General features: G+C 63.6%; 16 protein-coding genes. 3 read left to right on the top strand and 13 right to left on the bottom strand.

Features of this window, described 5'->3' with window-relative positions:
• Positions 1 to 99: 99 nt before the first annotated feature.
• Positions 100 to 1,056 (top strand): LysR substrate-binding domain-containing protein, encoded by a 957-nt coding sequence (locus tag BPNPMPFG_RS29185; protein ID WP_258592030.1) that lies wholly within the window; start codon positions 100 to 102, stop codon positions 1,054 to 1,056.
• Positions 1,057 to 1,062: 6 nt separating this feature from the next.
• Here BPNPMPFG_RS29185 and BPNPMPFG_RS29180 read toward each other — a convergent pair whose 3' ends face one another.
• Complete coding sequence (locus BPNPMPFG_RS29180; protein ID WP_258592029.1) at positions 1,063 to 3,273, bottom strand: bifunctional diguanylate cyclase/phosphodiesterase; 2,211 nt, start codon at positions 3,271 to 3,273, stop codon at positions 1,063 to 1,065.
• Between the two features lie 119 nt (positions 3,274 to 3,392).
• Between BPNPMPFG_RS29180 and xseA the strand changes: the two genes are divergently transcribed.
• Both xseA and BPNPMPFG_RS29170 read left to right on the top strand, forming a co-directional pair.
• A complete protein-coding gene (gene xseA / locus BPNPMPFG_RS29175; protein WP_258592028.1) occupies positions 3,393 to 4,958 on the top strand; it encodes an exodeoxyribonuclease VII large subunit in 1,566 nt (521 codons plus the stop codon).
• Between the two features lie 4 nt (positions 4,959 to 4,962).
• Entirely contained in the window at positions 4,963 to 6,081 is a 1,119-nt protein-coding gene (locus BPNPMPFG_RS29170; RefSeq protein WP_258592027.1) for a DmpA family aminopeptidase, read from the top strand.
• A gap of 97 nt (positions 6,082 to 6,178) precedes the next feature.
• On the opposite strand, the gene BPNPMPFG_RS29165 is transcribed toward BPNPMPFG_RS29170, so the two are convergent.
• The 12 genes from BPNPMPFG_RS29165 to BPNPMPFG_RS29110 all read right to left on the bottom strand — a co-directional run bounded on the left by BPNPMPFG_RS29165 (position 6,179) and on the right by BPNPMPFG_RS29110 (position 20,353).
• Complete coding sequence (locus BPNPMPFG_RS29165) at positions 6,179 to 6,433, bottom strand: hypothetical protein (protein ID WP_258592026.1); 255 nt, start codon at positions 6,431 to 6,433, stop codon at positions 6,179 to 6,181.
• 722 nt (positions 6,434 to 7,155) lie between these two features.
• Positions 7,156 to 8,175 (bottom strand): isopenicillin N synthase family dioxygenase, encoded by a 1,020-nt coding sequence (locus tag BPNPMPFG_RS29160; RefSeq protein WP_258592025.1) that lies wholly within the window; start codon positions 8,173 to 8,175, stop codon positions 7,156 to 7,158.
• A gap of 236 nt (positions 8,176 to 8,411) precedes the next feature.
• On the bottom strand, positions 8,412 to 9,488 hold the full coding sequence (locus BPNPMPFG_RS29155) for an ABC transporter ATP-binding protein (RefSeq protein WP_258592024.1): 1,077 nt from the start codon (positions 9,486 to 9,488) through the stop codon (positions 8,412 to 8,414).
• A 34-nt stretch (positions 9,489 to 9,522) separates the two neighbouring features.
• Entirely contained in the window at positions 9,523 to 11,631 is a 2,109-nt protein-coding gene (locus tag BPNPMPFG_RS29150) for an ADP-ribosylglycohydrolase family protein (protein ID WP_258592023.1), read from the bottom strand.
• Positions 11,632 to 11,673: 42 nt separating this feature from the next.
• Positions 11,674 to 12,507 carry a carbohydrate ABC transporter permease gene (locus BPNPMPFG_RS29145; RefSeq protein ID WP_258592022.1) on the bottom strand — a complete coding sequence of 278 codons (834 nt, stop codon included), beginning with the start codon at positions 12,505 to 12,507 and terminating at the stop codon, positions 11,674 to 11,676.
• Positions 12,504 to 13,349, bottom strand: coding sequence for a carbohydrate ABC transporter permease (locus BPNPMPFG_RS29140; protein ID WP_258592021.1), 846 nt, complete (start codon positions 13,347 to 13,349; stop codon positions 12,504 to 12,506). The genes BPNPMPFG_RS29145 and BPNPMPFG_RS29140 overlap by 4 nt, the downstream gene beginning before the upstream one ends.
• 84 nt (positions 13,350 to 13,433) lie before the next feature.
• Positions 13,434 to 14,753 (bottom strand): ABC transporter substrate-binding protein, encoded by a 1,320-nt coding sequence (locus tag BPNPMPFG_RS29135; protein ID WP_258592020.1) that lies wholly within the window; start codon positions 14,751 to 14,753, stop codon positions 13,434 to 13,436.
• 32 nt (positions 14,754 to 14,785) lie between these two features.
• Positions 14,786 to 15,796: a LacI family DNA-binding transcriptional regulator gene (locus BPNPMPFG_RS29130; protein ID WP_258592019.1), complete on the bottom strand. Its 1,011-nt coding sequence runs from the start codon at positions 15,794 to 15,796 to the stop codon at positions 14,786 to 14,788.
• Between the two features lie 115 nt (positions 15,797 to 15,911).
• Complete coding sequence (locus tag BPNPMPFG_RS29125) at positions 15,912 to 16,757, bottom strand: SMP-30/gluconolactonase/LRE family protein (RefSeq protein WP_258592018.1); 846 nt, start codon at positions 16,755 to 16,757, stop codon at positions 15,912 to 15,914.
• A gap of 10 nt (positions 16,758 to 16,767) precedes the next feature.
• Positions 16,768 to 18,555 carry a CoA-transferase gene (locus tag BPNPMPFG_RS29120; RefSeq protein WP_258592017.1) on the bottom strand — a complete coding sequence of 596 codons (1,788 nt, stop codon included), beginning with the start codon at positions 18,553 to 18,555 and terminating at the stop codon, positions 16,768 to 16,770.
• Positions 18,552 to 19,568: an aldose epimerase family protein gene (locus BPNPMPFG_RS29115; RefSeq protein ID WP_258592016.1), complete on the bottom strand. Its 1,017-nt coding sequence runs from the start codon at positions 19,566 to 19,568 to the stop codon at positions 18,552 to 18,554. Before BPNPMPFG_RS29115 ends, BPNPMPFG_RS29120 begins: the two co-directional genes overlap by 4 nt.
• Positions 19,565 to 20,353 (bottom strand): enoyl-CoA hydratase/isomerase family protein, encoded by a 789-nt coding sequence (locus tag BPNPMPFG_RS29110; RefSeq protein WP_258592015.1) that lies wholly within the window; start codon positions 20,351 to 20,353, stop codon positions 19,565 to 19,567. Before BPNPMPFG_RS29110 ends, BPNPMPFG_RS29115 begins: the two co-directional genes overlap by 4 nt.
• Position 20,354 lies beyond the last annotated feature (1 nt).

The raw sequence follows: 20,354 nt of genomic DNA, 5'->3' as shown, positions 1-20,354 counted from the left end.
ATGCTTTCATGTGGACAACGCCAATTTGACATCAGCCGATTGATTAATCCAACGAATGTTTCTAATCCTAGGCATCAACACCAGTGATGGATCACGCCGATGAAAGCGCCGCTCGATCTCGATCAGTTGCAGACCTTCATCTCGATTGCCGATACCGGCAGCTTCACACGGGCGGCCGAAGAGGTGCACCGCACCCAGTCGGCGGTGTCGATGCAGATGCGCCGGCTGGAGGAGCGGATCGGCAAGCCGCTGTTCGAGAAGGACGGCCGCACCAACAGACTGACCGAGGAAGGCGACAAGCTGCTCTCCTACGCGCGGCGGCTGCTCTATCTCAACCGCGAAACGCTGGCCGCCTTCGACGACCGGCGGCTAGAAGGCACGATCCGCATCGGCACGCCTGACGACTATGCCGACCGTTTCCTCCCCGAGATCATGGCGCGGTTCACGCGCTCCAATCCGCGCGTCGAACTGACCGTCATCTGCGAGCCGACGCCAGGGCTGGTCGAGCATATCAATCGCGGCAATCTCGACCTAGCGCTGGTGACGCAAAACGACACGCGCGGCCAGTCGGAGGTGGTGCGGCGCGAGCCGCTGCTGTGGGTCACCTCGGCCAACCATGCGACGCACGAGCAGCAGACGCTGCCGATGGCCTTTGGCCGGCCGAATTGCATCTGGCGGCGCGCCGCCGTCGATGTGCTCGACCGGCAGAACCGCGACTATCGCATTCTGTTCACCAGCTTCTCGGCAACCGTCATCACCGCTGCGGTGCTTTCCGGCCTGGCGATCTCGGTGCTCCCGGAATGCGCGCTGAGGCCCGGCATGCGGGTGCTGGGTGAAGCCGACGGCTTCGGCGCCCTGCCCGATTGCCGCATCGGCATCATGCGAGGCCAGACGTCGCGACCGGAGATCGTCGACGCGCTTGCCCGCCACATTTCGGAAAGCCTGGACAATATTTCCGTGCCGATCAGCGAAGAGACCGGGACATTCGACTTCGCGGCGCTCGCCTTCAGCAAGATGAGGCGAACCAAGCCGAACCAGATCCTGCCGGGCTGGTAGGCAGGATTACGCCTGGATCGAAGCCGGCCCGCTCTGACTGAGTGCGAGCCCCGGAAAGCCCAGCAGCTGGGCAGGTTCAAGCGGCGGCGACAGCAGATAGCCCTGCAATTGATGGCAGCCCATGCCGACGAGCAATGCCTTTTGCGCCTCGGTCTCGACGCCCTCCGCTGTGACCTCGACGTCCAGAGCGATGGCAAGGTCAATCAACGCCTTGACGATCGCGGTGGAGTTTCGGTCATCGTCGAGAAGGCGCACGAAGGAACGGTCGATCTTGAGCTTGTCGATGACATGGCGGCGCAGATAGTTCAGCGATGAATAGCCGGTGCCGAAATCGTCAAGCACGACGCCAATGCCGGTTTGGCGCAAGGCCGCCAGAACCATCCTGGTGGTGTCGTTGTTTTCCAGAAGCACGCTTTCGGTGATCTCGAGCTGCAATCGCGCCGGCGCCAGCCCGGTCTCGGCAAGGATCGACGCGACCTGTTCGGCGAAGCCGGCGTCACGCAGTTGCAGCGGCGAGACATTGACGGCCACCCAGGGCAATTGCGTGCCGACGGCGAACCGGCAGGCCTCGAGCAGCACCCATCTGCCCAGCTCACCGATCATGCCGCGTTCCTCGGCAATGGCGATGAACTGCTGCGGCGGCAAGGCGCCATGGATCTCATGCGCCCAGCGGATCAGAGCTTCGGCGCCGGCGATCGTCCTTCCGTCCGCGCCGAAAATCGGCTGATAGGCCAGTTTTATCCCGGTCCCGCCAACGAGGGCATTGCGGAGTTCGTTCTCGACCTTGCGCTTGCGCAGCAAGAGATCGTCCATGTCACCGGCAAAGACCTGATAGCGACCGCGACCGTTCTTCTTGGCCTCGTAAAGCGCAATATCGGCCTTGCGCAGCAGATCGTCGGCATCGACCTGCTGGCCTGACGCCAGGGCAATGCCGATGCTAGCGCTGACGAAGACCTGGTCGTCCATCAGCCTGAAGGGCTCCTGCAATCTGCTCAGCAGCCGCTCCGAAACATCCTCGGCTGCCCTGATGTCGCGAACATTGACCAGAATGATCGCGAACTCGTCGCCGCCGAGCCGCGCCACCGTGTCGATTTCGCGGATCGTCCGCTGCAGCCTGGCAGCCGTCTGGCGCACAAGCTCGTCGCCGGCCGGATGGCCGAGCGTGTCGTTGACGTGCTTGAAACGATCGATATCGAGATAGAGCAGCGCCATCCTTGCCGTATCGCGCCCGGCCGTCAACAAGGCCTGCCGCAGCCGGTCCTCGAAGAGAGCCCGGTTGGGGAGGCCCGTCAGCGTATCGTGAAAAGCGAGATACTGCGCCTGCGCCTGGCTGGTCTGCAACGCCAGCGATGCACGCCGCAGACGCCGCAGCAAAAACACCAGCGCACCCGCGGCAAGCAGCATGCCGAAGATCAATGCCGGACCCGCCTTGCGCACCAGTGTCAGGCCAGGGCGCTCCTGATCCCAGCCGATATAACCGAGAATGACACCGCGTGAATCCATCAGCGGAATGGCAGCCGAACCGACCGGTTGCGACAATGGTAGCAGGTGCGCGCCATCAAGCAGATATTTTTCGGCGATCTTGCCGATGACGACGTCGTTGATGAATTCGGCCGAGACATGCAGATATTCGCTTCCCGGGGCCTGGGTGACCCGGTCCGAACTCGGCACCAATGGCATGACGCTGAGGATGGCAGGCTTTCCGCCGAGCGACACCAGGTCCTCGGCGACCATTTTGGTCGGGCCGCCGGATGCGTTCTCTTGTCGCGGTCGGGCGATCAGCAGGCGCAGCTTTTCGATGGTCGGCAGCAAAGCGGGCTCATCCGCGCCATAGACGGCCGGCGGCACCACCTTGCCTTCCTGCATGGCATGGATCGGCCGGTTTGCATCGTCCAGCACATAGACACGGTTGTGACCGTAGTAGGAATACATCCAGACGCTGAGGTTTTCGGCCATCCAGGCCTGATTGCCGGCCTTGGCGTTGGTGACGGAATCGTCCCAGACCGAGACACTTTCCTGCTCGCGCTCGACGGCTGCGATCTGGTCCTGCAAACCGTCGGCAAAGAATATCTTCTGGCGCTCAAGCGAGGCGTGGTCGGCCTGCACGACCGCGTAGAAGCCAAATCCGACGACCATGGCCAGCGCGAAGGCGGCGAGCGCCAGCACGGTCAGCGTGACCTGACGCGTCAATGGGCTGCGATGTGCGCTTGCGCTCATGCGTCCTTGGCCAGCTTCGTTGCAGCGAAGTCAATCAAACCAGGCTTAAGATCGCGTTATGACGTGTGGTCCGTCACAGGCGCCTTGACGCGGGCGTTCAACCGTTCCCCAATCGGCCGATGAGCGAGGCAGTATCCGAATCACGCACCAACGCCACCGAATACACGGTGAGCGAGATTTCCGGCGCCCTGAAGCGCACGGTCGAGGACGTCTTCGGCAATGTGCGGGTGCGCGGCGAAATATCAGGCTATCGCGGGCCGCATTCGTCCGGTCATGCCTATTTCGCGCTAAAGGACGACCGCGCGCGGCTGGACGCCGTGGTGTGGAAGGGCACGATGAGCCGGCTGAAATTCCGCCCCGAGGAGGGGATGGAAGTGATCGCCACCGGCAAGCTCACCACCTATCCCGGCAAATCCAACTACCAAATCGTCATCGACAATCTAGAGCCCGCCGGCGCCGGAGCCTTGATGGCGCTGCTGGAAGAGCGCAAACGCCGGCTGCAGGCCGAGGGCCTGTTCGACACCGGCCGCAAGCGGTTGCTGCCGTTCATGCCGCGCGTCATCGGTGTCGTGACGTCACCGACAGGCGCCGTCATCCGCGACATCATCCATCGCATCAAGGACCGGTTCCCGCTGCATGTGCTGGTCTGGCCGGTGCGCGTGCAGGGCGAGACGGCGGGAGCGGAAGTGACCGCCGCGGTCAATGGCTTCAACGCGCTGGCCTGGGATGGCGCCATCCAGCGCCCCGATCTGCTGATCGTGGCGCGCGGCGGCGGCAGCCTCGAAGACCTCTGGGGCTTCAACGACGAGGCGCTGGCGCGTGCCGTCGCCGCCTCCGCCATTCCGGTGATCTCGGCTGTCGGCCACGAGACCGACTGGACGCTGATCGACCTCGTCGCGGACGTGCGGGCGCCGACACCGACAGGTGCCGCCGAAATCGCCGTGCCGGTGCGGGCTGACCTCGAAGCGACGCTTGCCAGCCTTGGCGCGCGACTCAAGGCGGCGGTCTTGCGCAATTTCGAGCGCAAGCGGCAGGCTGCCCGTGCGGCCGCCCGCGCGCTCCCCTCGCCCGATCAACTGCTGGCACTGCCGCGCCGCCGCCTCGACGAGGCGACAAGCCGGCTCGGCCGGGCGCTGTCCGTCAGCGTCGACCGCAAGCGGGCACGGCTTCAAGCCCAAAGGCTGACGCCGGCCACACTGTCACGGCGCATGAATGAGGCCCGCACGCTGATCGGGCGCGATCTCGCCCGCGCGCAGGCGGCTTTTTTTGCCATCGTGCGCGAACGCCGCGCACGATTATCGCGCACCGCGACGCGGCTTTCGCCGGCACCGATCGTGCGACGCCAGAAACTGCAAGGAGACACGCTGGCGGCACTGGCGCGGCGGCAGGATCGGGTGATCTCTGTCCGGCTCGAGCGCCTGCGCGGACAGTTGAGCCAGGCGGAGCGCCTGCTGACCACGCTTTCCCACAAGGCCGTTCTGGCGCGCGGCTTCGCCCTGGTGAAGGACGCCGACGGAGCGGTGATCAAACATGCGGCCGAGGTGGCGTCGGGAATGGCGCTTTCGCTGGAGTTCGCCGACGGCACCGCCGATGCGATTGCAACCAGCGGCACGGCAAAACCGAAAGCCGTGGCCAAGCCGGCGGCCAAGACCAAGGCACCAGGCAATCAGGGATCGCTGTTCTGAGACCATGACCGACAATCCGAACCATCTGGCAACGCCTTCCGGCAAGCCGCGCGCGCGAAGCTTCGGCATCGACTTCGACGGGACGCCCGGGGCGTTCAATGCGATCACCGACGTGGCCGGCGTAGCGGTCGGTTACGCGACGGTGATTTCGGGTGATGGCGCGCTCGTCGTCGGCAAGGGACCGGTGCGCACCGGCGTGACCGCGATCCTGCCCAGGCCGCGCGCCGAGCTTGCCACGCCGGTCTTCGCCGGCATCTTCAGCCAGAACGGCAATGGCGAACTGACCGGCTCGCACATCGTCGAGGAAACCGGCGCTTTCAATTTCCCAATCACCATCACCAACACGCATTCCTGCGGTGTCTCGCGCGACGGCACGCTGCGCTGGATGCAGCAAATATTGCCGGCCGCACTCGACAGCGGCTGGGGCCTGCCGGTGGCAGCGGAAACCTATGACGGCTTCCTCAACGACATCAACGGCCATCATCTGACATCAGAGCATGTTGCCCAGGCGCTTGACGGTGCGGCCAGCGGACCGATCGAGGAAGGCAGTGTCGGTGGGGGCACCGGCATGATCACCTTCGGCTTCAAGGCCGGTTCCGGCACCGCATCGCGCATCGTCGAATGGCAAGGCTGCACCTACACGGTCGGCGCCTTCGTGCAGTCGAATTTCGGCAAGCGGCGAAACTTTACCATTCGTGGCCTGCGTGCCGGGCCGGAACTTGCCGAGCCGGCGATCCGCGAAGGCGCGCCGCGCGCCGAAAAGGGCTCGATCATCGCCGTCATCGCCACGGACGCGCCCTTCCTGCCGCATCAGATGAAACGGCTGGCCCGCCGCGTGCCGCTCGGCGTCGCCATGACCGGCGGCTTCGGCTATCACAGCTCAGGCGATATTTTTATCGCCTTCTCGACCGCCAATGCGAGCGCGGCGCTGGCGCCATCAGGCCGCATCGCCAGCGCCGAGTTTGTTCCGGACACCGACATCGATCCGTTTTTCGATGCGGTGATCCGGAGCGTGGAGGAAGCGATCCTCAACGCCTTGGTCGCCAATGACGACATGACTGGGCGCGACGGCAACTTCGTGCCGGCGCTGCCGAAGATGTGGCTGAAAGAAAAATTTGGCTGACGGGATGGCTGATACGAAGACGCGGGCCAAGTAGCCCGCGTTTCAGAGAAGACGCGGGCCGAGCAGCCCGCGTTTCAGACAGGGTGCCCCTATAAGGTCATTCCGCGGCCTTGCTGGAGGCCTGCTGGTGCTCGTCGGCCTCGGCCGCTTCCTCGAGCCGCGATGCAATCAGTTCCTGAATGTCGCCGACTTCTTCCTGGATATCCTCCAGGGGGATGCCGACCTCCGCCGCCTTGGCAGCGCATTCCCTGGCCAGCGTCTCGGCCTGCTTGTCGATCCTGGCCTGGGAAGGCTGGCACTGGACCTTTTCGCCGATCCATCCCCGCAAGAACTCGATCGCGTGTTCACTCATACTGCTGTTCCCTGGCGGCAAAGCCGGTTGGTAATCATAAACGTCGACACCCCGCGAAGGATGCATGTGCCCATTCGAGCCGAGTCGTCGCCAACCGGCAAGCCGATCTCGTCCAAGGTCCACAGAGCCAAAGGAAATCGAGGGTTCAAGAGCATTTTCTGTTTCTGAGGGGTCGGTACCGCTGGCCGGGATCACGCCCAGCTTTGCGCCACTGTTTCTATTTGCTTTTTTCCGGTTTCAGAGCCGATTTTCGTCACAATAGATGGCGCAATCCGTAACACATTTACAGTTGCTTCGAGGGCGCTGCCCTCAGGCGCGCTGGTCGAAGCCGCCGGTATATAGTGACATCCTCATGCAATGTCGACTCTGCTCGCCATGCTGCTTCTTTCCGCCGCGCCGAAGGGTTTCGCGAGAGACGGAAAAGAACCGCCGAGGTCCGCTATCGCGCCTTCCAAGACCACGGCACAAAAAATGGCCGGGCTCGAAAACGGCCCGGCCAAAAGAAGGTCAAAACCTTCAGAGGGGAACACCGTTCAGCGGAATGGGAGGAGACCGCCGAACGATTTTACCTGTTTGAGCTTATTTCAGTGGCTTGGCGACGAATGACGTTCCAAAGAACGAGCAGAACGGCGAAAATCTGTTCCGCATTGCTTTAAGTTTCTATTTTTATGCATGTCGTTCTCCCAAAACCGGGACCACTTTTGGGCGACATGCATAAGGCTTCACGGCCGTACCGCTCCGGTCTCCAGAAGATCAGCATAGTGGCGGCGCGCGACGTCGGGATGTGAGCGCAGACGACTTTTCAGGACATTGGTCCCGACATCGCGAAACAATGGATTGTCCGGATCACTCGCCGGTCCGCGTGCTTCCGCCGCCAGTTCCTCGGGCAAATCCAGCAGCGGTATGGTCGCATCCAGCCGCGCGCTGAAGAAGAAGGGAACGGAAATCCGCTCGACGCCGGCGGGCGGCGTCACCACACGATGCACGGTGGCGCGCAGATAGCCATTCGACGCCAGTTCAAGCAGTTCGCCGATGTTGACGACCAGCGTTCCGGGGAGTGGGTCCACATTGACCCAGCTTCCGTCATACTCGACCTGCAGGCCCTTGTTGTTGTCCTGCAGCAGCAGGGTCAGGAAGCCGCCATCCTTGTGCGCACCGACACCCTGGTCGCCCTCCGTCGCGTCACGGCCGGGATAGCGCACGATCTTCATGCGATGGTTGGGCGCGTCACGGTAGATCGCGTCGAAGGCGTCTTCGGGCTGATCGAGCGACAGCGCGAAGGCTTTCAGCAGCCGGATCGCCACCGCCGTCGCCCTGGTCTGCCATGCCAGCAGCGCCGGCTTGAGATCCGGCAGTGCAGAGGGCCACTGGTTCGGCCCTTGCAGCCGCGTCCAAGGCGCAATTCCCGGCCCTTGCGGTATCGGTTGGCGCTCGACGCCGATGTCGAGTTGTTCACGCCAGTCGGCCGCGCCCCTGGTCAGTTCGCCGCCGGCACGCGTGTAGCCGCGAAACTGCGAGGACTTGACCATTTCGATCGCCAGTTTGTCCGCCTCCGGCAACGCGAAGAACCGGCGCGAAACGTCGAGCACGTCATCGATCTCCGAGGCCGAAATTCCGTGGCCACCGAGATAGAAGAAGCCGACGTCCCGGGCCGACGTGCGCAGGTCCAGGAGAAAGGTGCGATGCTCGGACGCACCTTGTTCGAGACGGCTCAGATCGAGTACCGGCACAATTCTGGGCATGGTCAGGTTCCTTCTTTTCCCCGCCCTTGCCCACGAGAAGTAGAAGCGACCATCGGCAAGCACCCTGGGCATGGACAGTGCACCCACGGTGACACGCAGGGCCTTCCGATCAAAGCAACGGACACTCCAATCCGCGCCGAATGGAAGAAAGTCAGCGCTGCATGGTAAGGCCTGGAGGCAAATAATATTTCAAACGGCTGTTACGCGCACGATGCGAGAGCCCGTCGGATCGCTCCTCAAATCTCCAGGGATCGGCGGGTCTCGGCGTCGAACAGGTTCAACTTGGCGACATCGGGTTCGACAAAAAGCGTTTCCCCAGGACGGGCGCTGATCCTCTCGCGAAATACGGCGACAGCCGGTTCGCCACCGATCGTCAGATGAACCTGGGTCTCCGAGCCCATCGGCTCGACCACGCCGACCAATGCCGCGATCCCCTTGCCCGGCGCGCAGACACTCAAATGCTCTGGCCGGAACCCGTAATGGACCTTCTTTCCGTCCGCCACGCCGAAGGCTGAACCGACCGGCAACGCTGTTCCGTCGCTTGTCCGCACCACCGGCGTGCCGTTGTTGCGAGCGACCACACCGTTGATGATGTTCATCGACGGCGAACCGATGAAGGTGGCGACGAACAGATTGACCGGGTGGTCGTAAAGATCGAGCGGCGTGCCGATCTGCTCCACCCGGCCGTTGTTCAACACGACGATCTGGTCGGCCATCGTCATGGCTTCCACCTGATCGTGCGTCACATAGACGGTGGTGGTGCGCAGGCGTTGATGCAGCGCCTTGATCTCGGCGCGCATCGCGACGCGCAATTTGGCGTCCAGGTTCGACAGCGGTTCGTCGAACAGGAAGACCTGTGGGTTGCGCACGATCGAGCGGCCCATGGCGACACGCTGACGTTGGCCGCCCGACAGCTGACGTGGGTAACGGTCGAGCAGCGGCGTCAGGCCGAGGATTTCCGCGGCCTTTGCCACCCGCTCGGCCTTTTGCGCCTTCGGCGCTTTTGCAAGCGTCATCGAGAACGCCATGTTTTCGGCGACCGTCATATGCGGGTAGAGCGCATAATTCTGGAACACCATGGAGATGTCGCGTTGCTTCGGCGGCAGGTCGTTGACGACCCTGTCGCCAATGCTGATCGTTCCGCCCGAAATGTCCTCCAGTCCGGCGATCATGCGCAGCAGCGTGGACTTGCCGCAGCCCGACGGACCGACCAGCACCACGAACTGACCATCCGGAATCTTGACCGACACGCCGTGCAGGACTTGGTGCCCGGCGTAGGATTTGAGGACATTGGCGATTTCAACTGAAGCCATCGGAATCTTTCCTGGTATTGTCGACGCGAGACGTTCAGGTCCCGCTCACATGCACCTTGTCGGTGGACATGGCGCCTTCCGCGATCAGCAGTCCGATGCCGCCATTCGTGAACGCCTCCGCACTGGTGTCCTGCGCCTCGAGCGCCACACCGCCGAAAAGCGCACCGATGCGGTTGCCCTTGACTGTCAGCGTCACCGGGATGGCCTTTTCGAAGACGAGATCGAAATTCGTCTCCGCCAGGACGAGCGTGTCGGCGTCCCTTGTGCGGACGATCTGCAGTTTGCCATCGCGGGTGGCGCGCACGGCGTAATAACGCCGCAGTCCCTGAACCCGCGCGCACACGCCACCGTAATTGCCGAGATGAATGACGATGTCGCTGGAAACCTTGTAGTCGGTCCACTGCCGCGTGCCGTGAATGACGATGCCCTCGTCGCGGCTTTGCGAAATGCGGAAGCTCGGCGGGAAGCGCTTGGAGAAAAAGCTGACGCCATTGACCCAGGCCATGCGCCAGAAATCGCAATCGCCGGCGGGACGGTGCAGCGTGAGTTCCGGCATGCCGTCCCAGCTGAGATAGTCGAGCAGCACACGGCCGTCCGCGCGCTTGCCGACGCTGGTCAGCACGATGCCGATCTCGGCGATCGGCTGGCCGTCCAGATCCGGCAGACGCCATGAAAGCGTGCGGTCCTCGCCTGCATTCAAGGTGACGGCATCGCCGTCGATGTCGCGCAGGCGATCATCGCCATCATAGGCGCGAATGCGCAACTGGGCGGACACCGCGCCCTTGTTGTGGCGATCGGCGACGATGCGTGCCTTGACCACTTGCCCCGGATAGACCAGCGGCGTGGCCATCAGATCGTAGGTGCGCATCGACAGCACCTCGCGCGGCGAGAATGTCGGCGTCGTCACCGCGGCACTCTGGCCGGGACCCAGCGCCTCGTAGTTCACGGTAAGCGCCCTGGCGTTTTCAAATTCGACATTGCCGATGCGAACGCCGCTCAAGGAGCCATGACCCTCAACCGGCCGGAAGCCTTGCTGGCTGCCTGACAGCGAGAAGTGAAACTGTGCACCGCCCTTCGGCGCATCGAGCGGATTTCCACCGGCGAGCGCCATGCCGAGGTTGGCGATGTAATAGGCGGTGCGCACCGCGTCATTGATCGAGTTGCCGCCGTCGGCCGAGGAGATCAGCAGGCGGTCGGCGATCGGCCCGCGCCAGTCCGGGCCGGCCTCGATGCCGTCGAGGCCGAGCATCAAAGCGAGCAGGCAGCCGACATTGCCGGCGTTGCAGTCGGTGTCCCAGCCGGAGGTGTTGACGATCATCTGCGCCTTCTGGAAATCGTCGGGCGCATAGAGCACTGCCATCACCATCAAGGCGTGGTTCGGCACGACATGGCAGTTGCCGGGATATTTGTCGTAGCCGTATTTGTCCTCGATCTTCTGGCGTGTGTCGTGCCAGTCGGGATGTTGTTTCACCCAACCGCGGATGTCGGCGATGAGTTTTGCGATCAAGCTGTCGCGCGGGATAACCGACAGCCCAGTATCGATGAGGTGGTCGATGTCACTGGATACGAAGGCTTCGGCCTCCATCGCCGCCCACAGCATCGCCGCATGGACGGATTCTCCGTCATGCGAAACCTTGCCGGCCTGCTCGGCAAGCTTCGCTGCCAGCTCCGGCTGCCCAGGTGCCACCATCGCCCAGCCATCGATGAAGATCTGCGCGCCGATCTGCTCGGCGACGGTCAGACCGTTGGTGGCGGTGGAGCCCGAATGCGGCGCCGGAATGCCTTTCTTGAGATTGAGCCAAGCCGTGTGCTCGGTCGAATTGCCTGAGCCGCCCCACCACAGGATCGAGCGCTCCTCGACGATGTAGTTGAGCCAGGCTTTGCCGATGGCTTCGGCCGGCAGATCGGGCGAGATACCGTAGTCCTCGAGCGCGCGGATGAAGGTGAAGGTGCCGGCGACATCGTCGTCGGTCACCACCAGCGGCTGGTTCAGGCGCTCATGCACGTAATAGTCGATCGGCCCGAGCTCCTTCATGATCTTCTGGTAAGTCCAACCCTCGAACGGCCGGCCGAGATAGACACCCACCAGCTTGCCAAGCACGCCGGCATAGACCCGTTCCAGATAGTCGTTTGGAATCTGCATGTTCTGCTCCAGATAATCGAAAAAAGTTCAGCCCGAAAAAGTTCAACCCTTGACCGAGCCGCCCGCCATGCCCTCGATGAACCGCTTCTGCATGGCGACGAACAGCACCACCACCGGCACCACGATGATCAGCGCGGCGGCCATGATCTCACCCCAGTCGGAACTGTATTGCCCGCTGAGCAGGTAGAAGCCGATCACGGCGGTGACCTTGTCCGCCTTCTGCAGGAACGTCGCGGCGATCAGGAATTCGTTCCAGGAGTTGAGCCCGATGATCAGCGCGACCGTCAGGATGCCCGGCGAGACGATGGGCAACATGACCTTGGAAAACACCTGCCAATGGGTGGCGCCGTCGATCAGCGCGGCCTCCTCGAGCTCCTTCGGCACGGCGATGAAATACGTCCTCAGCAGCATCACCGCGAAAGGGCTGTAGAGCGCGGTATAGATCAGCGCGACGCCGAAGACGTTGTTGATCAGGCCGAGTTTGGCGAAGCCGAAATAGAGCGGGAAAATATAGAGCTGGATCGGCGCCGTGGTCGTCGCCAGCAGGTAGAAGGTCCAGATCTTCCACGAGGCGATTTTCCTGCGCGCCAGCACGTAGGCCGACAGCGACGACGTCGAGCAGACGAGAACAATCGTCGTGCCGGACAGCAGCAGCGAATTGACAAAGGTTTTCGAAAACTTGGCGTGATTCCAGGCGTTGACGAAATTCTCCCAACGAATGGGGTTGGGCAGCGCCAGCGGGTTCTGCACGATCAGGGCCGCCGGCTTCAACGAATTGAGCACCAGTAAGGCGATCGGAAACAGCGCGATGAACGCACCGATGCCGAGCACGACGTAGGAGATCGTCAGCGTGGCCCGGCTCTCGACCATTCTCATTGCTCGCCCTCCTGCGTCTGCAGGCGGACATAGAAGAATGTGCCGACCAGGCCGAACAGGCTGATGACCAGTGCCGCTGCCGCCGCCTGGCCGACATTGAGGTCGTAGAAGGCGTGCCGGTAGGCCAGCGTCGACAGCACTTCGCTCGAAAACGCCGGTCCGCCCTGAGTCAGGATGTAGACGAAGTCGAAGGCGAGGAAGCTCCAGATCACCGTCATGATCATCATCAGCATGATGGTCGGCCGGATCGCGGGCAGCAGCACGTAGCGCATCATCTGCCCGTAATTGGCGCCCTCGATGCGCGCCGCCTCGATGTGTTCCTGCGGCACCTGCCGCAGTGCCGCGAAGAAGATCACGCAGAGAAATCCCCACCAATGCCAGAGGTCGACCGTCGCGACCCCGAACAGTGCGGTCGATGGCTGCGCCAGCGGATTGGCCAGCGGCAATCCCAGGCGCGACAGGAAGCCGAAAATCCCGGTGACCGGGCTGTAGATCATGCCTTGCCAGACCCGCGCCGTGATGACGGTGGCGATGACGACGGGCAGGAAATAGACGACCTGGAAGAAATTGCTGCCGCGCCTGACGATCAGCAGCATCGAGGCCGCCAGCAGCCCCATGGCGATCGGCACGACGAGGAAGATGCAGGTCCAGATGATGTTGTTGGTCAACGCCGACCAGAAGACGCCGTCGGCAAGCAGCGCCCGGAAATTGTCCAGCCCTGAGAAAGTCGGCGTCGAAATGCCGTCCCAGCTGCAGAACGCCAGGGCGACCGTCAGCAATGCCGGAACCAGCACAATGACGAAATTGATGATCAGCGTCGGGACGAGATAGAGCCGGTGCATGGCAGATTGCCTAGAGGTTGGGAGGGCGCCGGTTTGGCGCCGCTCCGTCGCTGCGTTCAGAGGGTTCGCGGATTCCTGTGTTGGTCAGGCCCGCTTCGGAATCGCCGGCACCTTGCCGGCGTCCTTTTCCTGCTTGAACGTGTCGTCGAATTTCTTGAGGTAGTCCTTCGAGGTGAGCTTCTTCAGCCAGACTTCCTCCATGCCGCTGACGAGATAGGTGTCGGTGGCTGGTGGCAGGAAGGTCCAGGTGGTATAGCCGTACTGGCCGTCGCCGACGGCCGTCGACAGGTTCTTCATCGCCTCGGTGTAGAGCGGCAGCACCTTGTCGGAGAGTTTCACCGCCGACAGATCCTTCAGAGGCAGGTTCCACTCGCCCTGCCACACCGAGTTCATGGCGCTGTAGAACTTGTCCGAGAACATATAGTCGAGCACCGCCGCCGCACCGTCGGCATTCTCGGATTTCGCGTTGATCGAGAGTGTCGAGCCGATGCCGAGCGCATAGACCGGCGGGCCGCTGGTGCTCGGAAACCCGACGAACGCCGCCTCGGCATTGTTGGGCGGGAAATAGGTCGGGATGTTGGTGAAACTCCAGGTGCCGCTCGGCGCCATGCCGGCCTGGCCCGTCGCCACCTGGGCGAATGCCTGCTCCAGCGTCAGCGAAAAATAGTTCGGGCCGAAATAGCCTTTCTGCCACCATTCATCGAGCTTATCGATGGCTGCCAGGATGGACGGGTCCGTCCACGGAATGGCGCCGGTCAGCGCCTTGTAGACGTTCTCGGGGCCGGCCACCGAATTGAGGACGATCGAAACATGGTGCTCGTTGGCGGGCCGCCAGTCGGCGTTGCCGGAGCCGAACGGGACGAGGCCCTTGCCCTTCATCTCATCGGCAAGCGCCTCGAGCTCGGCGATGGTGGTTGGCGCCTTCCAGCCGTTCTTGTCGAACAGCGTCTTGTTGTAGAACAGGCCGAGCGTCTCATAGGTCTTGGCAAGCGCGTAGAGCTTGCCTTCGTACTTGCCCAGTTCCATGAACAGCGGCAGCAGCCGGTCGTTCCAGCCGAGTTTTGCGGCATAGTCGTCGAGCGGCAGCAACTGCCCCGCTTGCGCCATCGAAGCGACATAGCTCGGACCGGCGGTAAAGACGACATCGGGGCCACTGCCCGAGAGCATGGCGATGCGCAATTGCTTATCGAGATCGGAGCCGCGGAAGTCGATCGAAAGATCGTCCTGCGGATGCGCCGCGTTAAACGGATCGATCAGCAGGGTCTTGAGGTTGTCCTGGTTTTCCGGCGAGGCGGATTCGTACCAGAAGCCGACAGGTTTCTTGTCGTCGGCAAAGGCCAGGCGCGGGAGCAATGGCAGGGCGGCGAGGCCGAGGCCTGTCTTGAGCAGTGTACGGCGTTCCATGTTTTCTCCTCCGATGTTTCTCGTTTCTTGTTTCAGGTCGAGCCGCGCTCGATCAGGCTGAAGGGCATTTCGAGCGCGGTTCCGGCGCCGCCCGGCTTGGAGCCGCGCAGCCTTTCCATCAGGATCTGTGCTGCCTTGACCCCGATGTCGCCCTGGAACTGGGAGACGGTGGTCAGCGACGGCGTGACCAGCCGCGCGGCCGAAATGTCATCGAAGCCGGCGACGGCGATTTCGCCCGGAATGGCAATGCCGCGATCGCGCAGCGCCTGCATCACCCCTATGGCCATGAGGTCGTTGGCGGCGAAGATCGCTGTCGGTGCGTAGCCGCTGGCCAGCACCGTCTCCGTGGCCCGGGCGCCGCCGGTCTCGCTGAACTCCTCGTCGATAACCAGATATGGCGTGCCGCCGGCCTGGGTCAGGGCGGTACGGTAACCCTCGACGCGCACGCCCTGAGGGCCACCCCGACCGGCAACCATGGCGATGCGCCGGTGGCCGCGGCCAATGAGAAATTGCGTGACCGCAAGGGCCGCGGCGTAACTGTCGATGAAGATATCGTCGATGGCGATGTCGCCACCTCGTTTCTTGCTCGATTCGATGCGCACCACCGGCACGCCGGCATCGACCAGCGGCTTGAAGTCGGCGGCGCGCAACGTGAAGAACACGCCGATCACACCGTCGACCCGTCCTTGCCGGGACCAGTCGAGAAAATGCTGCTCGCGCTCGGCGGAGCCGTCGGTGCTGACCGCGATCACGTCGTAGCCGAGCTTTTCGGCCACCGACTGGATGCCGCGCATCAACGCCGGGTAGAACGGGTTGGTGATGTCGGGCACGACGCAGGCGATCGTCATCGTCCGGTTGGTCTTGAGCGCTTGCGCGAACCGGTTTGGCATGTAGCCAAGCTGCGCCGCCGCGTTGGTGATCCGCTCCCAGGTCTCGGACGATATGGCCGGCGAGCCGCCGCCGCTCATCACCATGGAAACGCTCGCTTGCGACACGCCAGCCAGCCGCGCGACGTCCTTCTGTGTGGCCCGACCGGTCTTCAAGGTGACTTCCTTATACGTATCAATGATACGTATAAGGAAGATTCACAGGCGTGGAGTCAAGAGGGTGTTTTTCCGATTTTTGAAAGCGGCCCAAGAGCCGAGCCGACAGGCTCGTTCAACCGTTCGAGTTTGAAAGCGCCGCCAGGTCGATCTCGGTGATGTGCCAGCGGCCGAGGTTTGCGGTGTAGAGCTTGTCGCCCTTGAAGGCGATGTTGGTGGGGTGCGCGAGTGTGGTCGCCGCCGGATCCTCGATCAGCACTTCGAGACCCCTGCCCTTTCGCCAGCGGTAAATCCGGCTTGGCTCGTAGCATGAGATGAACAGCGAGCCGTCGGGCGCGAAGGCGACGCCATCGGGAACATTGTGCACGCCTTCGACGACGACCTGCCGCAGCCCTGCCGTGCCGTCGGCGAGGATCGGCACATGACTGACGCAGGGCGCGTTGCTTTCAACGATGTAGAGGCCATTGCCATCCGGCGCCATCGCCATGCCGTTGGCGAAGGCCATCGCCTCCCGGCACCACAGGCCGCCCTCGCCCGTCTTGAGATCATAGCGGAAAATGCCCGAGCGATTGTCCTGGCCAACGCTGTCCGACACGTAGAGCCACCCCCTCGCCTCGTCGACGACAGGATAGTTCGGCACGCGGATGCCGGACGAAGCGAAGCGCTCCATGCGCGCGGTCGCGGCATACCAGCGAAAGATCGCGGCATGCCTGAGATCGCAGGCAAAACAGTTGCCCGTGCTGTCGAAGGCGATGCCAAGCAGAAAGCCATCCGTGCCGCCCATCCGTTCGACCGAGCCGCCATCGGCGGCCAGCCGCAGGAGATCGCCGGTCTCTGTGCCGCACCAGATCGAGCCATCGCGGTGGACGGCCACGCCCTCAGGGTGCGCGACGCGCGGGCTTGAGAAGATGCCGTCGAAGAAGACGCGCGCGGTGGACATGTCGAGCAACGGCTTTGCCATGGAATGTTCCTCAGCTTTCGATGAGCGATCTCTGTGCGGCGATGCAGCGCTCGACCATGGCGCGGTCGGCCGCGAGGATCTCGGCGATGAGCGCGCCGCGCTCCTTGGCGCTGACGAATTCCAGACGACGCAGGCCGAGCGGGTCAATGCGGTTTCGCAGGACGGCGAGCGTATCGTTGGAGGGGTGCGATATCTCCCGGCAACCGGCATCGAACGTCACCGCAAATCCGGTGGCATCACGGATCTGCTGGTGTGTGACACCAGGCATGGTTTCGATGACAGTCAATTCCCTGGATGTCTGGTCGAGCCGGAAGACGCAGAGATCGGTGAAGACCAGCGCCTTGCCGGTGCGATAGCCCATCGGCTCGCGCTCAGCCGGCGTCAACAGCCCACGGGCTGAGCTGACGATCTCGACCTTGTCTACCAGCGACTGGACCGAATGGCGAGGAACGTAGAGCAGATAGTCGCGATGCATGTTGGCGACGTCGGCCATGCCGCCCTGCCCGGGCAGCCGGATGAGGCCGCCGCTCGGTTTGCGCAGGGCGATGGTGTTGACCCGGCCGTGCCGGTCGACTTGTGCCGCGCCGACGATCTCATGCGTCACCGCACCCGCCTGGTAATAGGTCGAGTAGGTGTCGTCGCCGCCGGCATGCGCCACCGCCGTCTCGCAATCCAGGCTTTCGATCAGCGACAGGATCATCGGGCTCGGCGCGATGTCGAGATGGCCGCAGCTCATCGTCGCGATGATCATGTCCGGCGCGTGCGTCGCCTTGGCCAGCCGGTAGGCGACATTGGCCAGCGGCGAGACAGCACCGGCGCTGGCAAAGCTCTCATTGTCGAGTTCGGCGGCGATGCGGACGGCGATGATCTCGTCGACGGATGCACCCTTTGTACTGTGCGCGAGCGCGGGCATGGCGACGACCGTTTCAGCGCGGACTTTCGCGGCTTCTCGAACCCGCTCCGGCACGCCTTCGGACGGCAGGCGCAATTTGTCCGCCAAAGGCGTTTCCCTGGTCGCGAACGCCTCGGACAGGGCTTGATAATCCGTGACATAGAACGGCAGGCACGAGGCCGGCCAGGCGCCGCCCGGCGCGAGCGCTATCGCCGAAACCTGATTGCGGGTGAGGATGCTCTGGCGCCCGTCCTGCCGCAACGCCCCGACCGGGACAATCTCCTCCACAGTGACCAGCACTTGCCGCGCGGCGCCCGCCATAGCGAAGTCCAGCGCCCGTGGCCCGATGATTTGCACATTGCCGCTTTCATCCGCGCGCTGGGCGTGGACGACGAACGTATCCAGCCGCAGCGCCGGGATAAATCCGGTATCAATCCCGGCAATCGGATCGGGTCTGACGCTCGCACCCGGCACCCGCGCCAGCATATCCGACCCCAGGGGAAGCTGAAACGGCATGGAAGGCAGGTTCTGCTGGCCCGCCCGCAGCGCCTGGATCATGGCCAGCGCCGTCCAATCGCGAACGGGTATTGCCCCGGTTTCAGCAGCGGCCCGAAACCGCGGCGGCAGGCCAAAGATATCGAGGCTGGAAAAGCATAGGTCGATCTCGGCCACCGCGTCCGCTTCTCGCAGCAGTTCAAGCGGCAGGCCACCGGCCCAGCAGACGTAGCGCAGATCCTTGTCGCCCGACCGGGCGATCGCACGCAGCAAAGCAATCGGCAGCCGGGCGAAATGGTGGCCGCCGACGCCGAAGGCGTCACCGCTGCCAACCATCGCGGCCAACCCTTCGACGTCGGTGAAGCGCGGCCGGTTCGGCTTGACCAGGGACCTTCCCGTACGATCGCTCACAGCGCCGATGCCTCGATGCGGTAGCGGGTCACGAACGGTTTTTCCGGCGAGAATTCCAGCGCCGTCGCAATGCCGGATTGCGCGATTGGGTTGTCGGCCAGTGCGGTCGCCGGGCCGAGCCCGAAGGGCGAGCAGACCGGCTCGATGCCGATGGCGACATGACGCCCATTCCAGGGTGCCGCCTTGCGGCCGCGATTGGAGTACCAGAGCAGAAGGCTGGGGAAATGTTCCTTTTGCCAGGAGAGTTTTACCCTGTAGCCGTCCGCGTGGTTGACGAGCGCCGCCATACCGTCGACGCCCTCGATCTGCAGCAACTCTTCCGTATCGGCCGCCAGGGGAAGCTGCGAAGCGTCGATCACACCCCCTCTGCGCGCCGGCACGCTGGTCAGTCCGGAAAACCTCATGTCCCGGGCAAACAATTCCGCGCCCGGTTCGACATCGTGTGGATAGGTGCGGCCTTCATCGAAGGCGCCGAGTTCCAGCGTGGCGGCGCCGGCTTCTCCTGGCAGACGGAACACCGGGTGCAGGCCGATCGGCAAACGGCAGGCGCGGCGAACGACGATCTTGAATTCGATGTCGATGGCCGGCGCCAATGGGTCGGGCGTCACCGTGCGCTCGACGCGCTCGACCGGGCTGCCGGTTGGATAGGCAAGTACCAAGGACAATGACCCGCTCTCGCTGTCGCGCCAGGTCCAGTCATGGTTGGAGCTGTAGCCATGCACTTCTTCATCCGGCTCCGGCGGCCCCATCACGCGCGCCCAGTCCTGCGGCCATCCGTCGGCCGGCACCGAATAGCCAAACGGCACGCACGGCCATTCGCCGCGCAGCCGGCGCAGGATGCCCGGCAGCACTTCGGCCCCCGGCTCGTTCGACCAGGGCGCGATATGCATCGGCGAGACCTGCCGGCCGTTGTCCAGTACGAACGTCACGGGCGCCAGCATCGCACCGAGCCGCTGGACAGTCAGCGCGCCATGCGCCCAGCCCAGTCCGCGATAGTCGTCGCTGCCCTTCATCGCCCAGCCTTTTTCACCTGCGCTCCGCTCTTGTCGGCGAACGCCTTGACACGCTGCTGGCCGATCTCGCCGCGGTAGAGGTCACCCAATATGTCGCGCTCCATGGCGAGGCCAACGGCTAGCTCACCCGACACGGCATGCGCCGTCAGCGCTTTCAGGCCTTCGATCGCAGCAGCGGGCTCGGCGGCGATCATTTCGGCCAGCTCCAGCGCGCGCGGCACCAGCCTGTCGACATCGACGATCTCGTTGACCAGGCCGGCGGCGATGAATTCGGAGGCCGGCACGATGGCGCCTGTCATCAGCAGAAAATTGGCGCGGCTGCGGCCGAGCCTGGCGACGCTGCGCTGCGTGCCGCCACCGCCTGGAATCAGCCCGAGTTTGATCTCCGGCAGGCCGAGTTTCGCGAACGGGTTGGCGATCACGATGTCGCAGCACAGCACCAGCTCCATGCCGCCGCCCAGCGCGAAACCGTTGACCGCCGCGATCACCGGCTTGCGGTTGTTTTCGATCGCCGCGTACATGCGCGTGCCGGCAGCCTGGAAGGTGTCGAACTCGGGAGCTGTCTGCGCGGCGTATTCCTTGATGTCGGCGCCGGCCATGAAGCCGCGCCCCTCGCCGGTCACCACGATCGCGCCGACGCCTGCATCGCCGGACAGCGCCTCGAAGGCCTCGGTGATCTCACCTTGCATCAGCCGGTTCATGGCGTTGAGCTGGTCGGCGCGCCGGAAGGTGACGAGCGCGACGCGGCCCGAGATTTCGACCGTGAGTGTCTGGTAGGCTGTCATC

The organism is Mesorhizobium sp. AR07, from assembly GCF_024746815.1.
GTDB lineage: Bacteria > Pseudomonadota > Alphaproteobacteria > Rhizobiales > Rhizobiaceae > Mesorhizobium.
The sequence above is the reverse complement of the archived record's forward strand: the minus strand, read 5'-3'. Positions and strand labels throughout refer to the sequence as shown.